At 55.0% G+C, this 20802-nt stretch carries 17 protein-coding genes; 15 read left to right on the top strand and 2 right to left on the bottom strand.

Annotated features, from left to right (window positions below):
- Positions 1-22 precede the first annotated feature (22 nt).
- From PQG80_RS09610 to PQG80_RS09570, 9 genes are all read left to right on the top strand, one after another.
- Positions 23-712 (top strand): NAD-dependent epimerase/dehydratase family protein, encoded by a 690-nt coding sequence (locus PQG80_RS09610; RefSeq protein ID WP_271751078.1) that lies wholly within the window; start codon positions 23-25, stop codon positions 710-712.
- Positions 690-1907, top strand: a complete 1218-nt coding sequence (locus PQG80_RS09605) for a hypothetical protein (RefSeq protein ID WP_271751077.1) — start codon at positions 690-692, stop codon at positions 1905-1907. The genes PQG80_RS09610 and PQG80_RS09605 overlap by 23 nt, the downstream gene beginning before the upstream one ends.
- A 312-nt stretch (positions 1908-2219) precedes the next feature.
- Positions 2220-2741: a TetR/AcrR family transcriptional regulator gene (locus PQG80_RS09600; RefSeq protein ID WP_271751076.1), complete on the top strand. Its 522-nt coding sequence runs from the start codon at positions 2220-2222 to the stop codon at positions 2739-2741.
- Between the two features lie 132 nt (positions 2742-2873).
- Entirely contained in the window at positions 2874-4310 is a 1437-nt protein-coding gene (locus PQG80_RS09595; RefSeq protein WP_271751075.1) for a DHA2 family efflux MFS transporter permease subunit, read from the top strand.
- Positions 4311-4377: 67 nt separating this feature from the next.
- Positions 4378-5340 carry an NAD(P)H-binding protein gene (locus PQG80_RS09590; protein ID WP_432432742.1) on the top strand — a complete coding sequence of 321 codons (963 nt, stop codon included), beginning with the start codon at positions 4378-4380 and terminating at the stop codon, positions 5338-5340.
- A gap of 132 nt (positions 5341-5472) precedes the next feature.
- Positions 5473-6600: an acyl-CoA dehydrogenase family protein gene (locus PQG80_RS09585; protein ID WP_271751073.1), complete on the top strand. Its 1128-nt coding sequence runs from the start codon at positions 5473-5475 to the stop codon at positions 6598-6600.
- 21 nt (positions 6601-6621) lie between these two features.
- Positions 6622-7440: a phosphate/phosphite/phosphonate ABC transporter substrate-binding protein gene (locus PQG80_RS09580; protein ID WP_271751072.1), complete on the top strand. Its 819-nt coding sequence runs from the start codon at positions 6622-6624 to the stop codon at positions 7438-7440.
- Positions 7437-8639: a cobalamin-independent methionine synthase II family protein gene (locus tag PQG80_RS09575; RefSeq protein ID WP_271751071.1), complete on the top strand. Its 1203-nt coding sequence runs from the start codon at positions 7437-7439 to the stop codon at positions 8637-8639. Before PQG80_RS09580 ends, PQG80_RS09575 begins: the two co-directional genes overlap by 4 nt.
- Positions 8623-9111, top strand: coding sequence for an OsmC family protein (locus PQG80_RS09570; protein ID WP_271751069.1), 489 nt, complete (start codon positions 8623-8625; stop codon positions 9109-9111). Before PQG80_RS09575 ends, PQG80_RS09570 begins: the two co-directional genes overlap by 17 nt.
- 103 nt (positions 9112-9214) lie before the next feature.
- Here the strand turns inward: PQG80_RS09570 and PQG80_RS09565 are convergent, their stop codons facing one another.
- Positions 9215-9832 (bottom strand): SCO family protein, encoded by a 618-nt coding sequence (locus tag PQG80_RS09565; RefSeq protein WP_271751067.1) that lies wholly within the window; start codon positions 9830-9832, stop codon positions 9215-9217.
- Between the two features lie 228 nt (positions 9833-10060).
- Here PQG80_RS09565 and PQG80_RS09560 point away from each other — a divergent pair, with 228 nt between their 5' ends.
- The gene (locus PQG80_RS09560; protein ID WP_271751066.1) at positions 10061-13990 is read left to right on the top strand and encodes an S-layer homology domain-containing protein; all 3930 of its coding nucleotides are present in this window, start codon (positions 10061-10063) and stop codon (positions 13988-13990) included.
- Between the two features lie 55 nt (positions 13991-14045).
- Here PQG80_RS09560 and PQG80_RS09555 read toward each other — a convergent pair whose 3' ends face one another.
- Positions 14046-14408 (bottom strand): winged helix-turn-helix transcriptional regulator, encoded by a 363-nt coding sequence (locus tag PQG80_RS09555; RefSeq protein WP_271751065.1) that lies wholly within the window; start codon positions 14406-14408, stop codon positions 14046-14048.
- 138 nt (positions 14409-14546) lie between these two features.
- Here PQG80_RS09555 and PQG80_RS09550 point away from each other — a divergent pair, with 138 nt between their 5' ends.
- From PQG80_RS09550 to PQG80_RS09530, 5 genes are all read left to right on the top strand, one after another.
- The gene (locus PQG80_RS09550; RefSeq protein ID WP_271751064.1) at positions 14547-15275 is read left to right on the top strand and encodes an NAD(P)-dependent oxidoreductase; all 729 of its coding nucleotides are present in this window, start codon (positions 14547-14549) and stop codon (positions 15273-15275) included.
- A complete protein-coding gene (locus PQG80_RS09545) occupies positions 15268-15714 on the top strand; it encodes a DUF2269 family protein (protein ID WP_271751063.1) in 447 nt (148 codons plus the stop codon). The genes PQG80_RS09550 and PQG80_RS09545 overlap by 8 nt, the downstream gene beginning before the upstream one ends.
- A gap of 154 nt (positions 15715-15868) precedes the next feature.
- Positions 15869-16561, top strand: coding sequence for an aspartate/glutamate racemase family protein (locus PQG80_RS09540; RefSeq protein ID WP_271751192.1), 693 nt, complete (start codon positions 15869-15871; stop codon positions 16559-16561).
- 134 nt (positions 16562-16695) lie between these two features.
- On the top strand, positions 16696-19140 hold the full coding sequence (locus PQG80_RS09535) for a glycoside hydrolase family 38 N-terminal domain-containing protein (protein WP_271751062.1): 2445 nt from the start codon (positions 16696-16698) through the stop codon (positions 19138-19140).
- Between the two features lie 82 nt (positions 19141-19222).
- Positions 19223-20773, top strand: coding sequence for a response regulator transcription factor (locus PQG80_RS09530; protein WP_271751061.1), 1551 nt, complete (start codon positions 19223-19225; stop codon positions 20771-20773).
- Positions 20774-20802 lie beyond the last annotated feature (29 nt).

The following is a 20802-nucleotide window of genomic DNA, read 5'->3' as shown; positions in this document are numbered from 1 at the left end:
ATCGGGAGATTGGAGCAAGCCAATGAACGTCATGATCTTTGGGGCTACCGGTATGGTGGGCCGAAGCGTATTGCGCGAATGTTTAATAAGCGATGAAGTTCACAGCGTTTTGTCCATTGGCAGACAACGTACGGGTCAGCAGCATGACAAGCTGCAAGAGGCTGAGCTTGAAGATGTGTCCGATTTATCTTCGATCGAACCTTTGATAACGGGTTTTGACGCGTGTTTCTTTTGTCTAGGCGTTTCTGCAGTGGGGATGAACGAAGCCGAATATAAGAAAGTAACTTATGATATAACGTTATCCGCAGCAAAAACGCTCGTCGGCTTAAATCCCCGAATGACGTTCATTTATGTGTCGGGAAGCGGGACGGACAGTACGGAAAAGGGTCGCGTCATGTGGGCCGGGATAAAGGGGAAAACAGAGAACGACTTACTCCGCCTGCCGTTTAAGGCTGCTTATATGTTCCGCCCGGGCGTCATCATTCCGACGCACGGCGTAAAATCCAAAACAAAGCTGTACCAAGCCATATATGATTTATTGAAACCTTTTTACCCGCTGCTCATGAAGGCGAGAAGCGTGATCACCTCTGAGCAGCTTGGAAACGCGATGATTAAAGTTGCAAGAGACGGGCATGCGCACCCAATCCTTGAAAGCGTGGATATAAAGAAAGCAGCTTTATCTCGAAGGGATGATAGAATTGCCGAAGGATAACCAGGATCGTCCTTCCGTTGGTTCGATTCGCGAAGAGGGGCGTTACCCCATCGATCTGACAGGTACGGCCAGTCACACGCTTGTAACGCAGAAAGGCGTAGGCAGTCTATCGATTGGGCCCTCGCATCTGGGGAAGCAGGCAGACCTTCACGTCGCGCCTGATGCGCGCATCGATTGGACCGTATTCGAGGCCTTTGCTACGCCGGCGGGCTCGCCCTGGCCCCGATATCTGCGCTATACGGGAAGCGACGCGGGCTTCTTCGACTGGGCGCAGAGCCGTCCCCTTGAAGAGATGACGTGGACGCCCGTCCTGTCTGCGGACACGGAGGTGGATGCGAGCCGGTCCCAATTAAATGGCTTGCATATTCATATGGATCCTGCAGGCGGACGGTTAAACCTCAAGCTCCCCAAGGGGCTTTATCAACTGAGCGTGTCCGGCGATCTGTTGCGCTTCTCGGCCGCAGGCGATCTGCCGTCTTCGCTGACACTAGCGCCGCGTACCGGCAGACGCAAGGAGGATCTCCCCTTCGTGATGCCCGACCTAGGCGAGCTGCACCAAGTGACGAGCCTGGCGCTGCAGAACGCGCCGCTGGGACAGCCGATCTCGGTTGCGTGTCTGAGCCGGTTCCCGAACCTCGTCTCGCTGCGTTTATGGGGGAACTTCTGCGACCTGGATTTGTTGGCTCGACACCCCCGATTAACGAATCTAGAGCTTCGCTACATGCCGGATCTAGGGGATTTTCCGTCCTTGCATGCGTGGCCGTCGCTTGACGGCTTTATCGCCTACAATGTGGAGGCGTCCGCGGGCAAGCGGCTGAAGCAGGAAGTGAAGACACGCGCCAAAACCCGCCCGTGGAGCGGTCATGCCTCAGTGAGCCAGCTGCGTGAGCCTGAGTGGTGGTCGACCGAGTTCGGACGCCCGTTCTCGTCCTGGCCTAAACGTCTGGCCAAGGTGGCTAACGAAGCTTACGACGTGGCAAAGGCAAATCTAGCACAGGCCAGCAGCATTGCCGAGGCCGAGGCAGTCATTACCGCGTTTACCGTGCGCTTTAATACGCTCAAAGGCATCGAGACCATCGAACGTGAGGACCTTGGCGAAGCGGTATGGCAGCTCAGCCAGTCCGATCACCGGATTGGCCAGCCCATAACGGAAGAGATGGCTCGACGCTGGTTCGATACCGCGCGCGATTATTGACTGAGATCGCGGAACGGCAACGGCAAGGGCGACGGTACGACTGCAAAGAAGAAAAGGGTGTCCCGGAAGGCAGAGCTATAGGCTCAGCCTGCGGGGCACCCCTCTCTATTTTTAAACGCTTGAACGGCCGTCTTGCGGGAGGAAGCTCGCACGAGCCGCGAGCGAGAGACACTTTATGTTGGCAAACAACTAATGAGCGAATAACGAGCGTGGGGCGACAGACGGTCGAAGGTGCAGCCTGTTGCATTGTTCGGACCGTCGTTGTATACTGACTCATTATTGATCAATCACTATCGAGAGGGGGAGTCCAGGATGACTAAAACCGAAGCAACGTCCGTTAACCGCAAATCGGAGATTATCTCCGCAGCCATCGAAGTGTTCGCGGAAGTCGGATATTACCGGGCTACGACGGCGCAGGTGGCGGAACGGGCGAAAATATCGCAGCCATACGTATTCCGGTTCTTCGCGACCAAGGAAAATCTGCTGCTATCCGCGCTGGAGGTATCTTGGTCCCGTGTGATCGAATCGTTCCGCAAGTTGATGGAGACGACTCCGCCGGAATTGCTGGAGGCCAAGCTTATTCAGGAGTACGAGAATATCCAGGAGATGCACCAGAACGAAATGCTTCTGCAGATGCAGGCGCAGACCATGCGGGAAGAAGCGATTCAGGGCACGATGCGAAACGGATTTAAGGAAGTCCGAGATATGGTGCTGACGGCGTTCCGTGAAGCCGGGATCGAGAAGCCCGAAGAGCGGACGATGCTGTTCCTTGCGCGCGGAGTGTTGTGCAACGTTGCCGTCGCGATTAATTTGCCTGAATTAATGAAAGGATGAGGAGATCATCATTTTCAAAAGTTGTGATTGACCAATCAATAACACTATGATATAGTCATTTCATCAAGATAGTGATTGATCAATTACAACAACATAACGTAATTGATCAATCAATAATAAGAGGAGGTTCTTATGAGCTCAATGGTTCAACCGGCAATCGCCCAGTCTCGTGCTATATCGCATCGGTGGTGGGCGCTGGTCGCGCTGGCGTTCGCGCAATTCCTGGTCGTGCTCGATGCATCCATCGTCAATATCGCGCTACCCTCTCTCGGCTCGGAGCTCCACCTGGGCACCAATACGCTGAGCTGGGTCATTACGGCTTATGTGTTGCCCTTCGGGGGCCTGCTGCTTCTCGGCGGAAGGCTGTCGGATCGCTTCGGACATCGAAGATTGTTCATGACCGGAGTCGCCGGATTTGCGCTTGCTTCGGCCGCGGCCGGACTGGCAACCTCGGGAGTCTGGCTGCTTGCGGCGAGAGCGATTCAAGGCGCATCGGCGGCTCTGCTTGCCCCGGCCGCGCTGGCTCTCGTCACCAAGCTGTTCGCGAGTCCGCAGGATCGGGCGAGGGCGCTTGGTATCTGGGGCGCGGTAGCGGGTATGGGCAGCGCGGCTGGCGTATTGTTGGGAGGCGTGCTGACGGCTTCGTTTGGATGGTCCGCGGTGTTCTATGTAAATGTACCCGTAGCAGCGTTGGTTCTGGCCGCGGTTCCCTTCCTCATCGCCAAGGATGCGCTCGGCGAACGCGTAACTCTGGATATGACGGGCTCGGCTGCGGTAACGGCCGGCATCGTAGCGCTTGTGGCCGCACTCTCAGGCACGGAGCGGGTGGGCTGGACATCCCCGCAGACGCTGACTCTGGCAGGCTTAGCGGTAGTGCTGCTCGGGTCGTTCCTCTTCATCGAGAAGCGCGCATCGAATCCGCTTATGCCGCTGGTTATCTTCCGCAACAAGTCGGTTACGGGCGGCAATCTGGCGATGTTCCTCATCGGGGGAGCGACGACGGGACTGTTCTTCGCGCTCTCGGTTTACATGCAGCAAGTGCTTCATTACGATGCTTTAAAAGCGGGACTCACTCAGCTGCCGCTGGCCGGGGCGCTGGTTGCAATCGCCGGAGTCGTTCCCGGTGCGGTCCAGGCAATCGGTCTGCGCAAGACGCTGGCGGCATCGCTGATCGTGCTGGCCGCAGGGTTGATCTGGTTGTCTTCATCGCCTAGCGACGCTACGTTCGCGGCCCACTTGTTGGGGCCGTCCCTCTTGATCGGGATCGGACTGGGGGGCGCCTTCATCTCCGGAACGGAGCTGGCGGTTCACGGCGTTGCAGACGGGGAAGCGGGGCTTGCGAGCGGCTTGCTCAATACGAGCCAACAGCTCGGCGGAGCCATTGGACTTGCGCTGCTGACAACAGTGGCGTCCGCTCGAATGGATCGCTTGTCGGGCCGCGGCGTAGCCGAAGCGCAAGCGTTGACTGGAGGATTTTCCTGGGTGTTCCTTGGCGCTGCCGCGCTCGCGATTATCGGAGCGATAGCGGTCCTCGCGGTTGTCAGGCCATCTTCCCGACCTATAACGTAGGCACTTTTACGAACAATTAATTGATCCATCCATTACAAGATAAAAAGGAGACAGGGATGAAATGAAGATGACGATGACGAAGGCCATGGTGATTGGAGCAACCGGCGGTACGGGAGCCGCGATTACGGAAGAATTGGTGAGACGAGGGATCGACACGATTGCATTCGGGCGTTCACGCCAGAAGTTAGAGCGGTTCGCAGGTAGGCTAGGCAACCCTGCGCATCTGACGCTTGCCGTAGGAGACGCGATGCGGCCCGACGATCTAGCCGCTCAAGCAGGAGGCGCGGACGTATGGTTCCACTGCGCGAACGTGCCTTACCATGAGATGGCGAGCAAGCTGATTCCGCTGGGCGAGTCGGTGATGGAGGCGGCCGAGCGCATGGCTGTCCGGGTCGTCGCGATCGACGGTATCTACCCTTACGGCAGGAGACAGGCGGACCCGGTGACCGAGGAGCATCCCAAGCAGCCGCATACTCGCAAAGGCAAAGTCCGCTTGGAATATGAACGGATGTTGTTCGGCAAGCGATGGAACCGGGCTAAGGTTCTCATCGCCCGACTGCCCGATTATTACGGACCGACAGCGAATGAAGCCTCCTATTTGGGCTCTACGCTGGATGCAATCGCGGCCGGCAAGATGGCGTTTTACATTGGCAACATGCATACGCCTCGCGAGTTCATCTATCTGCCGGACGCGGCGGCCATGATCGTCGAGCTGGCGGGCAGGGACTTTGCCTACGAGCAGAATTGGAACATTCCGGGGGCCGGGTTAATCGCCGGACAAGAGATCGTAAAGATCGCGAAAGCCGCGAGCGGCAGTGCCAAACCGGTCATTCCGTTAAAGAAGCTGGGTCTCTCCCTGCTTGGCATCGGCTTGCCCGTCATGAAGGAAGTCGTCGAGATGCTTTACTTGACTGAAGAACCGTTGACGCTAAGCCGGGACAAGTACGAACGTTTCATCGGACCCGTCGTTGCAACGCCGTTCCAGGAGGGAATCGCTTCAACGATAAAGACGCTGCAAATGAGCAGATGATACGATGAACCCTATTCTAAACGTCAATCTTTCCCATTCCATCAGGTTATGGGGCACATGAAAATCTATTATTTGGCAATCCGGTTATGATATATTTAGTTACAATAAATCCGGGCGAAAGAAGGGGAATTCATGAATCTTATTTACCAAGAAGGCAAGGATTTTGCAAAGTCCTACATAGAACCGTACACAGAGCTGACGGACAAGGAATCGAGATTTCCGGAAGAATCCTTTAAGGAGCTCGGGGAGAAAGGCTTTTTAAAACTCCTCATACCCGAAGAATACGGCGGACTTGGCAAAGGAATCGAAGAGCATGCCCAGGCTTGCCTGGCATTCGCGGAGACATGCGCCACCACGGCTCTCTGCTATATGATGCATAACGTGGCAGTCATGTGCTTGGTCGCTCACGGCAGCGACGAGCTGAAAAAAAGGATCTTCACGGATATTATAGACAATGGGACGTTCATGGCTTTGGCCTATAGCGAATTCGGTACAGGCACCCACTTCTATATTACGGAAATGACTGCTGAGGTCAATGGTGACCGTACAACGTTTAACGGCAAGAAGAGCATGGTAACGTCCGCATCCTATGCATCCTACTATCTCGTGCTTGCGCCATCTGCCGAAGAAGGAAAGATCGACAACTGGGTATTCCCGCTGGAATCCAAGGGCCTGTCCTTTGAATTGGCGGAATGGAACGGGTTGGGGATGAGAGGCAATTCGTCTTCTCCCGTGCGCATCGATCATGTAACGCTGGATTCCTCTCACCGTATCGGAGCGCCGGGCTCGGGCTCGGAGCAGGTGTTCACTGTCGTCGCGCCTTTCTTCATTACAGGGCTGGGAGCGATCTACAGCGGTATCGCCTTGCATATGTTCGCCATAGCCGCCGACCATGCTGCGAACAGGAGATATCCGGATGGGAGTACGCTGTCCCATATTGAAACCATCCAAATTCATATTGGCGAAATATACAAACAGGCATCAGCCGCAAAAGCATTGACCATGGAAGCGGCCAGAGCAGGCGCGAGCGGAGAAGCTGACGCGCTAGCCAAGATTTTGTCGGCCAGAATATTCGCCTCGGAAGCCGCCATCGAATGCGGAAGGCTGGCGATGAGAGTAGGCGGAGGGAAAGCGTACAACAAGGCGCTTCCGCTCGAAAGGCTGTTGAGAGACGCCTACGCGGGTCAAATTATGGCTCCGAGCGCGGACGTTCTGTCCGTGTGGCTTGGAAAAGCGTTAACGGGTCAGATGATTCCATAAAGAGCAAAGGAGCGAGCGCAATTGAGTCAAGATCAAATCAAAGTCGGGGCGGTTATTTATGACCCTCGGGTTACCGTCATCTGGGGGATCATCGCAGACTTTTTCAAAGAGGAAGGCATGGAGATCGATTGTGTCTTCTACAAGGATTATGAGGGACAGGTTGACGGTCTGATGAGCCGGGAGATCGACATCGCCTGGAACTCCCCTCTCGCGTGGCTGGATACGTACCTAAGGACCGATGGCAAGTGCCAAATGGGTTCGATGAGAGATACGGACAGAGACAGAAGGACCCTGTTCATTGTTCGGAAGGACACCGGCATAACCAACCTCGATGGGCTGAGGGGCAAGACGATCGGCTTTGGCGCGATCGATTCTCCTCAAGCCAGATTGATTCCGATTAACCACTTGCGTAAGCATGGACTGGCGTATGACGCGGACTATACGGAAAGAAGGTACGATATCGGCGTCGGCCTCCATGGAGATCATGTCGGAGGGGAACTGGATGCCATCCAAGCGTTAAAGTCGGGAACGGTTGACGCCGCTGTAACGCTGGACTTGAATTGGGAAGCCTGGAAGAAGGATGGCACGATCGATGAGCATCAGTTGGTATGCATAGACACGACGGATTTGTTCGACCACTGCATCTTCACGGCTCATCCCGACTTTTCAACGGAAAGGTTCGAGGAGTGGCAAAAGGTGTTGCATCGCATGGACTATACCAATGAAGCCCATCAGAAAATGATGGATATGGAAGGCTTGAAGGAATGGGTCGAAGGCAGAATCACGGGATTCCAGCAGCTGCGTGAAGCCAATGACTATCTGGGGTTCTTTGGGAGATGATACGCACGAAAAGACAGCTTCCTTTATTCCCCACTTCCTTAATCGGAAGCATGCCCAGATCGACAGAAGTGCTAAGCGCCTTAAGAATGATGAGAAGAGGTAAGATTGAACCAAACGACTTTAATCGGCTGATCGAGGCGGAAACTCGCAAGGTCGTGGAGCTGCAGGAGGACTTGGGGATTGATATCCTCACAAGCGGCGAGTTGGGACGGGATAATTACGTGTCCTTCGTTTCCGATAAAATCGGCGGCGTTCAAATGATGAGCATGAGCGACATGCTCGATTATATGGATGATAAAAAGGCATTCGAGGACATGTTGACCGCACTTGACGTTCCGGCAGTAAGCATTAAAAATGCGATCTGCGTGGGTAAGCTGCAGTACAAGGGGGATATTGTCGCCCATGAGCTCTCGACCCTGAAGAAGTTCACCGACAAACCCGTTAAGATCACATTGCCGGGTCCATATCTGCTCACCCGATCGATGTGGCTCCCTAATCTCTCCGGCAAGGTATATGGGAGCAAGGAAGAGCTTGGGCAGGATGTGATCAGGATCTTGAAGGAAGAGATAGACAACCTTGTAAGCATAGGGGTTGACGTGATTCAGTTCGATGAACCGGTATTAACCGAGGTCGTATTCACGGAGGGCAAGCCGAGGTCATTCATGTGCGCGGCGCTCTCCGAGAGAAAGGATCCGAAAGAGGAGCTCGAATTTGCCGGTTCCCTGATTGGACAAATCATGGCGCATATCGACCGGACCCGGACGGTCGCTTCTCTGCACGTGTGCCGAGGCAACTGGAGCAAGAATGAAAGCACGTTATTGACCGGACCTTATACACCGTTGATCGAGTTATTCGCCAAGGTGGACCCGGACCTGCTCACCCTTGAATTCTCGACGCCAAGGGCAGGGGAGCTGAACTCCTTGTTGGCCGATCCCAGGATAGCGGCGCATACGGCGCTTGGTTTAGGCGTGATCAATCCGCGTACGGATGAAGTGGAGACATCGGACCCTATCGTATCCCGCGTGCGGGAGGCGATGACCTATCTTCCAATGGATCGCTTATGGCTGAATCCCGACTGCGGCTTTGCGACCTTCTCCAATAGCCCTGTCAACGTACTTGATACGATTTCGGGCAAAATACGTTCCTTAACGGAAACGGCTTCCATCCTAAGGAGCGCCTATCATGAAGCGGGCAAATGATGAAATAAACTCTCTATACGAGTCCAAAGTTTTCGATATGAACTTTAGAGGGACGTCGAACGATCTCTCTTCCGTGAAGATCTATACGAATAGAAACAGTTTTCAGATCGAAAAGCAGATCAGTTTTGACGCGGAAAACAAGCCGATCAGCAGTCTTGAATACTTCGCGGGATCCGTGCTAAGCAGCATCCTATTGGCGTTTTTGGAGCAGTCGAAAAAAAGGAGATCGATCGTTGAAGAAATTGAAGGCGTCTTAAACCTCTCTCTGGAGAACCCTTTATCTATGATTGGCGTAAAAGGGTACGATGAAGAACCGTTTATCTCCAAGATGACGGTGACCGTTTTTATATACATGGATCTCGAGGACGAGGCGTTTGAGGGATTTTGCCGCGTTGCGCTTGCCCATTCCCCGATTTACAACACGTTGAAAAGAGCAATGAAGCTGGATGTCCTATTTAAAAAGCTGATATAATGCCACCCGATCTCTTCGCGTGCAAAAGGCTCCCCAATCCAGCAGAGGTCATTATTGGCCTGTCCGCTGTAGGGGAGCCTATCCTTCCCCAGATGACTCGCCATTAGGCGCCTTCTTTGAGGAGCGCCTTGATGTCTCTTACGATTTGTTGGTTGTCCATATCCATGCCCATCCGATAGACGCGCCGAATTCTCTGCTTGCCGTCGATCAGGATCAGGGAGGTTGCGTTATGGACGAATTGACCGTCACCCAGATTTTGAACCGTCACGCCGAATTGCTCTGCAATATGGGCCGTTTCTGTTTCCTCTCCCCGCAGCAGCACCCATCCGGACAGATCCATATCCATCTTCGCGGCGTAGTTTCGCATGACTTCGGCCGTATCCCGCTGGGGATCGAACGTAATCGCGAGCATCTTCGTCTTGTCCCCGAACAACCCCTGTTTTTTCAGTTCGTTTTGAATCAGCACCATGTTGTAGCTCGTCGCAGGACAGATATCCGGACAGCTTGTGTACATGAATTCCATCAGTCGCACCGTTCCGTTCAAGCGATCGGAGCTGAATGGCTGACCGTCCAGGTCCTGCAGCGCGAACGTTGGTGCGTTGCCCTCCACGCGAAGCCCGCTGCCCGGGTGCCATCGGTTGTAGCCGATATAGGCGACTAAGGCAATCAGGATCACGCTCAGGACGATCGGAAAAGAATACTGGCGCACGCGATTGGACATCCCGACTCTCCTTCCGGTTAAATCGTTTTCATTCTATCACCGACACGTACGGGGAACTATGACTCGAAAGGGTCAATCTTAAGAAGCCGCGGCACCGAATTGGCTCCGCGCGCTAAACCTTTTGGATATAAAACCGATATTCTATGTAGCGTAAATTTCAATTATTAAATGTCAATTTGACTTTAATTGGAATTAATGCAAATACTCCCTAGATAAGAGGTAATATCATTGCCAAAAGTAAATAAGAAACGAAATAAAATAATGGCAACCGCTACGGCCACCGTTGCAGCAAGCGCCTTATGGGTGCTCGCGCCAAATGCGGGCGCTGCGGAAGCAGGCTTCAAGGATGTGTCGTCGAACGATTACTTTTACGAAGCCGTCACTCGCCTGCAAGCCAGCCATGTTATCGAAGGGAACGCGGATGGGACATTTCGGCCGTACGACAAGCTGACCCGCGCGCAAGCCGCCAAGATCATTGTCTCTGCGCTAGGCTTGGATACAGCCAATGTCACAGATCCGGGCTTCACGGACGTACCGAAGGGAAATTTCTATTATGCGTATATTAGCGCGTTGGCCAATCAAGGAATCGTTGAAGGCTACGGCAATAAATTCAACCCCAACGATACGCTTACCCGCGCGCAAATGGCGAAGATGATTACCTTGGCCTATAACCTTCAACCGTCCGACCCGCAGCAGCTGCCGTTCGCCGACGTAAAGCCGGGCGATTGGTTTGCGAAATACGTGGGCGCTTTGACCGAGAACGACATTACGACCGGCACCACTCCGACTACCTTCTCTCCGAACGAAAGCATAACGCGCGGGCAAATGGCAGCGCTCGTCTTCCGCAGCGAAGAAAAAATCGGCCAAGAAGCAACCATCTCATCGATTACGAATGATGCCATGGTCACCTCTAAAGGAACCTATACCCTGACGGACGAACAAAAGAAATGGATCAATCCAAGCAATCTTCCGGCATTGCAAGGAGCCAAGATCTCCTTATCCGCCAAAGATAATCGGATTGAGCAGATTGAACGGATCGAATTGACGGCGAAGGGATCAGTCAGCACAAATCCGGCTAACCCGTATGCCAATCATGTGGTACTGGATGGAAATGGCGCAACCGTCGATGCCGATATTACGGTGAACGGCGATTACGTAACCTTGAGAAACATGACGATTAACGGCGACCTCCATGTCGGCAAGGGCGTTGAGCAGTCTTTCTTCTCGGAGTCGACGAAGGTAGAAGGAAAGACAACGATCGATGAGTCCGTGCCGAGCATGAATATAAACGGTCTGGCCTATCAAAAGCTTGCCTCGAGTGCTTTAGGCTTGCCTTATTTCTTGGCGGCCGCCGATGAAGGATCGGTTCGAGGAAGAGTCGTATTCAGCAAATTCCAATTAGGCAATGTGGATATTAATAAGAATGCAGATGTTATTTTCTTGTCGGATCCGACCGGCGCCTCGCGAGTAGGCACCTTGCAAATTACGAATAAAGACGTCAAAGTGACGCTTGGCACCGGAACTAGGATAGGGAATCTGATCCTTCCGGCCGGAACAAAGCCTTACGACGTCATCGTAAACTTTGAGGCTATTAAAGGAAATGTAGAACTGGTTAACGGCTCCAAGTACCCGGACACGATCTCATCGTCCAACGACGGCGGGACCGTAGAACCTGTAACTCCTGTGGCCCCGTCAGCTCCGGCAGACGTACATGGCGTTGCGCCGACGTTTTCCGCTGCGGCCGATGGGAAAATCACAGGTCTGGATTCCGCTAAAGTCTATCAGTATAAATTGGCTGCGGAAGCGAATTGGATCAACGTACCTGCTGCGTCGACGTCGATTACGGGACTGACACCCGGCAGCTATGAAGTGCGTATTGCGCCGAACGGTGATATACCAGCCAGCGCAGCAACAACGGTGACCGTGGCAGCCAGCCAGCTGGTCGAGGCAGTCATGCTGGACGGCAAGGACGGGGTCAGCTCCCAGGATGGACAGGTAGAGACGGTTCGCCTGAAGTTCGTGGACAATATCGATGTATTGCCGGAGGACGCGTTTACGGTACCCGGGTTTGTAGTCGAATCCATCAAGGTAACGGACAAAAACGGAAGAACCTCGGGTCCGCTCTATACCCAAGGTGAAGCGAAGTATATTACCATCCGGGTAACGCCGAAGGCAGGAACGGACTTCACGCCTGAGGTCATCCAGAAACCGGGCTCCATCATTCGCGATGTCAACAACGCGGAGATTGTGGGGATTCATGTTGAAGCGGTCAAGGATCAGGCAGCGCCCGTTATTGTGGATGCTGAATTCAAGGATACGGATCAGAATGGCGCGGATGCCGGAGACCAGATCGTCATCAAGTTCTCCGAAGCTGTCGTACTTCCGATTGGCAGCGGTGTAGGCGACTTGGCGGACGATTTCACGCTGAGCACGACGGCAAGCTCGGGCACTTTTAGCGCCAATGACACGTTTGTAGTCTCGGGAAGTACCGTGACGGTCACCTTAGGCGCCACAACAAGCATCAAAGCAGGCATGCAAATTACGATAAGCAATACGGGAGTCACCCTGCAAGATGCGAGCGGGAACAAGGCCAAGCCTCAAAAAGCGTTCGTGAATGACAACGTGTATTCGAATCCGAAGGCCATCGATATCCGTGAGATCGCAACGGGCACCGACAAGCTGGTCGAGGCAGTCATGCTGGACGGCAAGGACGGGGTCAGCTCCCAGGACGGACAGGTAGAGACGGTTCGCCTGAAGTTCGTGGACAATATCGATGTATTGCCGGAGGACGCGTTTACGGTACCCGGGTTTGTAGTCGAATCCATCAAGGTAACGGACAAAAACGGAAGAACCACGGGTCCTCTCTATACCCAAGGTGAAGCGAAGTATATTACGATCCGAGTAACGCCGAAGGCAGGAACGGACTTCACGCCTGAGGTCATCCAGAAACCGGGCTCCATCATTCGCGATGTCAACAACGCGGAGATTGTGGGGATTCATGTTGAAGCGGTCAAGGATCAGGCGGCGCCCGTTATTGTGGATGCTGAATTCAAGGATGCGGATGAGAATGGCGCGGATGCCGGAGACCAGATCGTCATCCAGTTCTCCGAAGCTGTCGTACTTCCGATCGGCAATACGGACGACGGGAGCTTTGCGGATAACTTTACTTTGGGCAAGATTGGAGGTTCTATTAGTTCCTTTCACAGCGATGACCAGTTTGCCATTTTAGGAAATACGGTGACGGTCACTTTAGGCGCAACAACTAGCATCAAGGCATTTATGAATATTACAATAAGCAACACGGGAGTCACCCTGCAAGATGCGAGCGGGAACAAGGCCAAGCCTCAAAAAGCATTTGTAAATGACAATGTGTACTCGAATCCGAAGGCCATTGACATCCGGGAGATCGTAACAAACATTGACAGGCTGGTTGAGGCGGTCATGCTGGACGGCAAGGACGGGGTCAGCTCACAGGACGGCAAGGTCGAGACGATTCGCCTAAAGTTTGTTGACAATATCAATGGATATTCAGGAGATGCTTTTTCCGTACCGGGATTTATTATCAAATCTATACAAGTAACGGATAAGAACGGAAGAACGTCAGGGCCTCTCGTTACTCCAGGAGAAAGAAATTATATTACAATCAGGGTTGAACCGAAGGAAGGTACAGACTTCACGCCAGAGGTCATACAGAAACCAGCCACCTTTATCCTCGATGCCAATAACATTGAGATTGCCGGGATCCATGTTTTGGCAAAGGATCAGGCGGCGCCCGTTATTGTGGATGCTGAATATGTCGATACGGATGAGAATGGCCCAAATGCCGGAGATGAGATCGTCATCAAGTTCTCGGAAGCTGTCGTACTTCCAAGTGGTAGCACGGTAGCCGATTTGGTTGATGATTTTACCTTGACTACGACAGAAGGTTCGGTCCCATTCGACAGCAACGACACGTTTATCATCTCAGGAGATACGGTGACGGTCACTCTAGGCGGGGCAACAACCATTGAGCCCGGCATGACCCTTACGATAAGCAATACGGGAGTCACCCTGCAAGATGCGAGCGGGAACAAAGCGAAGCCTCAAAAAGAGTTTGTCGATGAAACCGTATATTCGAATCCCAAAGCCATTGAAGTCAGAATCAACCCCATCGTCTAAAAGAGAAAGAAGCTCGGGAAGCATCCCGGGCTTCTTTCTTGTCTTCATCCCTAGTTCAACCCTGTATCTGCTGAGCCGGGACATCGCCGCCAAGTCGATTGTGGATCCTACCCCAATCGCACATGGACTGCAGCACCGGCGCGAGCGTCCGTCCGTATTCGCTGAGTGAATATTCGACTTTGGGCGGTACGGTGGGGTGGATCGTGCGCGTGACGACGCCCTGATTCTCGAGCTCCCTCAGATGTTGGGCCAGCATCTTCTGCGTCACTTCGGGAATCTTCTTCTCCAGTGCGCTGAACCGCATCGTGGATTCCAGCAGATGCCACAGGATGGTCGGCTTCCACTTCCCTCCGACGACGTGAATGACGGTCTCGATAGGGCACTGTCCTTCGGATACCGACGGTTCTCTCGCTTCCACGCGCCCCCTCCTCTCCCATACTTACTTTAAAGTCAGTCCCCTACACGAAAGTGCGTTCTTCACAAGATTATATGACGGGTGCTAAATTGGAGTCAATTAACGGACGCCAATAATTGGCGAAGAGGAAGTGGGAGAACGATGAGAATCATTGTGTTCGGAGCTACGGGGAATACCGGGAAGCGGACCCTGGCGGCAGGCGTAGAAAAGGGACATGAGATGACCGCTTACGTTCGGAGTCCGGAGAAGCTGCGCGAGCAGCAGGGCGAGGAGATCGCCTTGCAGGTGAGGATCATTGGGGAGGATATCCTCGATCCGGACCGTGTCTATGAGGCGCTGACGCATCAGGATGCAGCGGTCATCGCCGCGGGGAATGCGGGCCATGGCGAGGCGTTCATCCGCATCGTGGACAACATCGTCACGCAGTGCGAGCATCATCCCCATTTCTCCGGCCGTATATGGGCGATGGGAGGCGCGGGGTTGCTGGAGATCGGGGATACCGGATTAACCGGCAACGATCTTCCGGGCTTGCCCCCGGTTTTCCTAATTCACCAGCGGAATCTGGATCGGCTTCGACAGACCCGGTTGGATTGGTCCATGATGTGCCCCGGCACGATGACGGAGGCCCCAGCGGCGTCCGCGCCTGATCGCGTGAACATCACCGTCGATCGCATTCCCCTGTCGTTCCCGGCGTCCGTGAAGGACCTGTCGGAGGAGGCGCTGGCCGGCCAATTATTCAGCCGCATTCAGGAGCTGGACGTCGCTTATGAAGACGTGGCGGCCTGCATGCTTGATCATCTTGAGGTTGACGGTCCTTTTAAAGGAAGAAGAGTGGGGATCGCTTACCGGGAAGAAGGGACGAATGTATAACTACTTGCTGTCCCTGCACATCATCTCCGCGGTGACGGCGATCGTCTCCGTCGTCGGGTACCCGCTCATCATGAGCGGCGTCCGTACGACCGAGCAGGCGAAGTTCGGTTTGACGTTGTTGGAGAAGCTGGCGGTCTTGCCGAAGCTCGGCGGCACGCTGATGTTCCTTACCGGCCTGGCGCTCGGATACGAGCAGACCTACCTCTTCCGGCAGTTATGGTACGTGCTCTCGATTGCCCTCTTTGTCGTCATCGTCGTCATCATGGCTGCCCTCATTCCAGCAGGCATCAAGCGGCAGCGGGTCATTCTGGAGCCGATCCGGACCGGCGCCTTACCGGATGCGTACCGGAGTAGCCGCCGTCGCTCGTTGCGATTGGAGGTCGTCGCTAATGTCTGTGTCGCGATTTCGATTCTACTGATGGTGTTTAAGCCCGTATGAGCAGCATTGCACGCGCGGGGCAGACTGACATTGTGAATAAAGAAGGGTTATCCTGCAGGCAGTCCAGCGAACTGCCAAGGGATAGCCCTATTTTTATGCAGCAAATTCGGACAGCTTATGAAAGAATAGGATGCATAGGAGCGTGAATCATACGGTGAAAACAATCGGCCTGATAGGCGGTATGAGCTGGGAATCCTCCATGCTCTATTACCAAATCATCAACGAGACGGTCAAAGCAAGGAAAGGCGGGCACCACTCGGCGAAGTGTCTGCTGTATTCCGTAGACTTTCAAGAAATCAAGGATCTTCAGCATCAAGGAAACTGGGACGAGGCTGCGAGGATTATGGCCGAGTCTGCGCAAAAGCTGGAAGCAGGCGGTGCCGATGTCATCGTCATATGCACGAATACGATGCACAAGCTGGCGCCCGAAGTGATGAACGCGATATCGGTTCCTTTACTGCATATCGCGGATGCGACAGCCCGTCGAATCGCTGACGATCAGTTGAAGAAGGTGGCTTTGTTAGGGACGGCCTTCACGATGGAGCAGCCCTTTTATAAGGACCGGCTAACCGGCAAGTTTGGACTGGAGGTTGTCGTTCCGGAGGCGGCGGATCGGGCTGCGGTTCACGATATCATTTATCACGAGTTATGTCTTGGGATCATAAATGAGCGTTCGAAGAAAAAGTACCTGGACATCATAGACGGCCTTGCCCGTAAAGGAGCGGAGGCTGTCATTCTCGGATGTACGGAGATCGCGATGCTCATCTCCCAAGAAGACTGCGATATCCCGGTATACGATACGACAAGGCTTCATGCCGAGGCTGCCGTTGAGTTCGCGTTAGGATGATGCGATCCGCGTTGGGCAAGGGCGCTTCGGATAGCGCAAAAATGTGATATGAATCGCAAAAATATGAACTTTCCGATCCGTTCCTCCCGGGGCTATACTGGTCGCAAGACAGGATACGTTAGGGGAGAGCTTGAATGCCGAGCGGAAAGAGAAAGTGGAAAATATATGTGATCCATCATTCGCACACGGATATCGGCTATACGGAGAGACAAGAAAAAATCGAGCAGTATCACGTGGACTTTATCCGGCAGGCGCTCGCGATCAGCGAAGCGTCCCATACCGCAGAGCATCCCGAGTGGAAAGGCTTCAAGTGGACCTGCGAGACGTTCTGGGCGGTCGAAAAGTTCCTCGAGGAAGCCACGGACGCCGAAAAAGAACGCTTCGTGCAGGCGCTGCGCAGAGGCGATATCGAGCTGTCGGGCACGTATCTGAACATGACGGAGCTGATCGGCTACGAGCTCCTCGCCGAGATGGTCGCCAGAGCCGGGAAGTTCGCCGAGCCCCATGGCCTGCGCGTCCGGTCGGCGATGACGGCGGATATCAACGGCTATAGCTGGGGCTACGCGCAAGCGATGGCGGACGCCGGCATCGAGCATCTGCTCAGCTGCATCCATACCCATCACGGCATGTTCGCGATCGGACGCAAGCAGTTTCCGTTCTACTGGGAGACGCCCAAGGGCAACCGCTTGCTCGTATGGAGCGGCGAGCACTACATGATGGGCAACGATCTCGGCATCAATCCCGACGGCACGCTCTCTTATTCCATCCGCGACGAGACGCCGATCTGGGGCATCGCCGAGGACCACTGGCGGATCGCCGAGACGAGAATCGGCCGGTACCTGGCCCAGCTGGAGAAGGAGGACTACCCGTACGACTTCGCGCTGGTCAACGTCATGGGTCTGCTGCGCGACAATGCCGCTCCGAACGGCCGGGTCATGAGCTTCATCCAGGAGTGGAACGCCAGGCACGGCGACCGCATCGAGCTCGAGATGACGACGCTGGATCGCTACTTCGACCTGGTGAAGGAGCAGGATGTACCGATTCCGGTCTACAGGGGGGATTGGCCGGATTGGTGGTCGGACGGCGTGGCCTCGACGGCCATGCATACGCAGATCTTCCGCAGCGCCCAGCGCGCATTGTCCATTGTCAAGCGGCTGGACCCCGACGGCCGAAGCGTCAAGGCGGCGGAGATCGAGGAAGCGCAGCGACAGTTGATCATGTACGCCGAGCATACGTGGGGCTACCACTCCTCGATCTCCGAGCCTTGGCATCCGATGGTGCAGGAGCTGGGCGTCCGAAAAGAGGCGTATGCGGCCAATGCGAGCCGTCTGGTCCAGCGTTCGCTCGACCGCGTGCTGCGGGATCGCGGGGACGTGCTGCTGCGGGCGGGTCGCGCGTTCACTTATCAAGTCGTCAACCCGTTCGAGTATGCAATCGAGGATTTGGCATTCTTCTACCTGGAAGAGCAGTGGGAAGCCGACTATTATAGAAACGGTCTGGAAGTGGTAGACGAACGCACGGGCGAGGTCGTCCCGCATCAGCAGGAGAAGGTGAGCAGAGGCTACCAGATCGCGATCATGGCCAAGCTGGGCGCGGGGGAAGAGAAGCGCTATCTCATCCGCGAGGCTTCGGCGCAGCCTGCGGGGCGGACGACGAGCAGCACGCGCCTCATCGGCGCCGATCGCATCCACGACATCCGGGATCTCGTTCCGCTGGCGCAAGGAGAGGATCTCGTCCGGATCACCGAGAACGGGATCGAGTCGCCTTATGTGAAGATCGCCTGGCAGAGCGGAGCCGGGATCGTCTCTTGGGTCGACAAGCAGACGGGCAAGGAGCTCCTCGATCCGAGGCAGGCGCACGGCGCGTTTACGCCGGTATACGAAGTGACCGCAGGCGAGCATGGCGACCAGATGACCGTCAGGAGGATCATGGGCCGGAACCGGAAGGGCATGAACGTCCAGCGCTCCGCGGGTACGCTGTCCGGCGTCAAATCGATCGCGAACGGCCCGTTGTACGCGGTCGTGGAGCTGCTCTACCAGGTCGAGGGGATGAGCCATTACTCCCTGTTCCTGAAGGTGTACACGGACCAGCCGCGGGCCGACGTCTCCGTGCGCATGCACAAGACCAGCGTGTGGGAACCGGAGAACGTGTACGTGTCCCTGCCCTTCGTGCGGGGGGACGGCGGCGAGCTGTGGTTCGACAAGGCTGGGGCGGCCGTCCGTCCGGGTATCGATCAGATTCCGGGCACGCTGACCGACTTCTACTGCATTCAGGACGGTCTGGCTCTGGTCGCGCCGACCGGAGGACTGGCGATCGCCACCCCGGATACGCCGCTCATGCAGACGGGACCGCTCGCGTTCGGCGAACGGAAGGTTCAGGGTCAAGCGCAGGACGGGACGTCTACCTTGTACGCCTGGGTGCTGACCAACTACTGGGAGACGAACTTCAAGGCGACGCTTGGCGGATTCTACGAGTTCCGCTACACGCTGCAGTGGGGTGCGCGGCTGAATTCGCCGGAGAACGCCCTGCGCGTCAATCGCAGCGCGAATGCCGGTACGGTCGCTTTTAGAAGCCTATAATTCGGATATCATAAGAAGGGCGGCATCTCTCTTTGGAGAGAAGCCCTTTTTGTGCTTATGCCGCCCGAGAGGAGCGCAGCGGATGCGACGCATATTAATCGTCGACGACGAACGGATCGAGAGAGAAGGCCTGCGGAGCCTCATTCGCAACTGCAAGCTGGAGCTCGAAACGGTAACGGCGGAGAACGGGGAGAAGGCCCTCGATATCGTCAGAAGCGAGCCGGTGGATATCGTGCTGACGGATATCAAGATGCCGTTTATGGACGGCTTGGAGCTGTCGGAGAAGCTTAGAGAAGAAAAGCCGGACATTGTTGTCATTATTTATAGCGCTTTCAACGAATTCGAGTATGCCAGACGCGCGCTCCGCACGAATGTATCCAATTACCTGCTGAAGCCGATTCAGGTGCCGGAGTTCCTGTCCGTCATCCGGGAGGCGATCGCGGCCTGCGAGGAGAGGGAGGCGGGCAAAATGCGCGAGCTGCGGCTGCTGGAGGGCTACGAGCGCGGAGTCGCCTATGAGCGGGAGAAAATGCTGCTTGATGCGATCTACGCGCCGCGAAGCGGCAGGCCCGCTGCGTCCCCTCCCTCGCTCGGCGCCTCCGAAACGCCGGGAGCGATCCATCTGCTGCTGGTGGAGTGTCCCAATCTGTTTTTCGATATGCATAACGACGCGTTCGTCGCGATGCTTCAGGAATGCGTGCCCTATGCGTTCGATTACCTGAACATGAACGAGAGCCAGAGCATCGTATTCGTCTATCACGCGGATCCGCTGCCCAGGGAAGCGCTCCAGTCGCTGGCCGAGACGATCTCCTCCGGCGCCGCCGAGCGGTGCGGCCAGCAGGTGAGCATCGTCGTCGGGGCGGCCGCCGACGGTTGGGAGCATGTGCACGAAGCTTACGGCAGCATCGAGCGGCTGCTGGAATTCAGGTTTTTCATGGATGACCGGGCGATATTATTCTCCGAAGCGCAATTCACCGAGGCGCCCTTCAACGAGAGCGAGCTCAACGCGATCGTGGAGAAGCTCTACCAATGCCTGGCCTACCATGATGTGCAGGGCGCCAAGTACGGGATTGAACTGCTGTTCTCTTATTTGAAAACAAAAGGGCATTTCTCGTCGCTCTATACCAAATTTCTCTGTTCCGAGATCCTGTCCAAGGTATTGGCGAAGGAGCACAAAAACCGGCTGCCAGTCATGAATGAATATTTGGACAAAATATCCCGCTGCGCCGTCCTGCACGATCTGAAGCAGGTCATGTTCGACATCTTCGATCTCGTCGAAGCGAGCCCCGGCGCCTCGGCCAAAGCCGAATCCGCGAACAAGATCATCGAGCAGATCAAGCAACTGATCGGCGAGAACTACGACCAGGATCTGTCCCTGGAGGGCCTGGCCAACCAGGTCTATCTGACGCCCAGCTACTTGAGCTATCTGTTCAAGAAGGAGACGGGGCAAAGCCTGATTCGCTACATTACGCAGGTCCGGATGGAAAAAGCCGCCGAGCTGCTGCAGGATACGAACATCAAGATCGTGGACATCTGCCACATGCTGGGGTATCGGAGCTCCAACTATTTCATTCAATCGTTCCGGCAGTATTACGGCGTCACCCCGGCCAAGTACAGGGAAGCAACTCCGTAAAAAACCTGTTTAAATCATAAATTTGTGAG

Source organism: Cohnella rhizoplanae, from assembly GCF_948329515.1.
Lineage (GTDB): Bacteria > Bacillota > Bacilli > Paenibacillales > Paenibacillaceae > Cohnella > Cohnella rhizoplanae.
The sequence above is the reverse complement of the archived record's forward strand: the minus strand, read 5'-3'. Positions and strand labels throughout refer to the sequence as shown.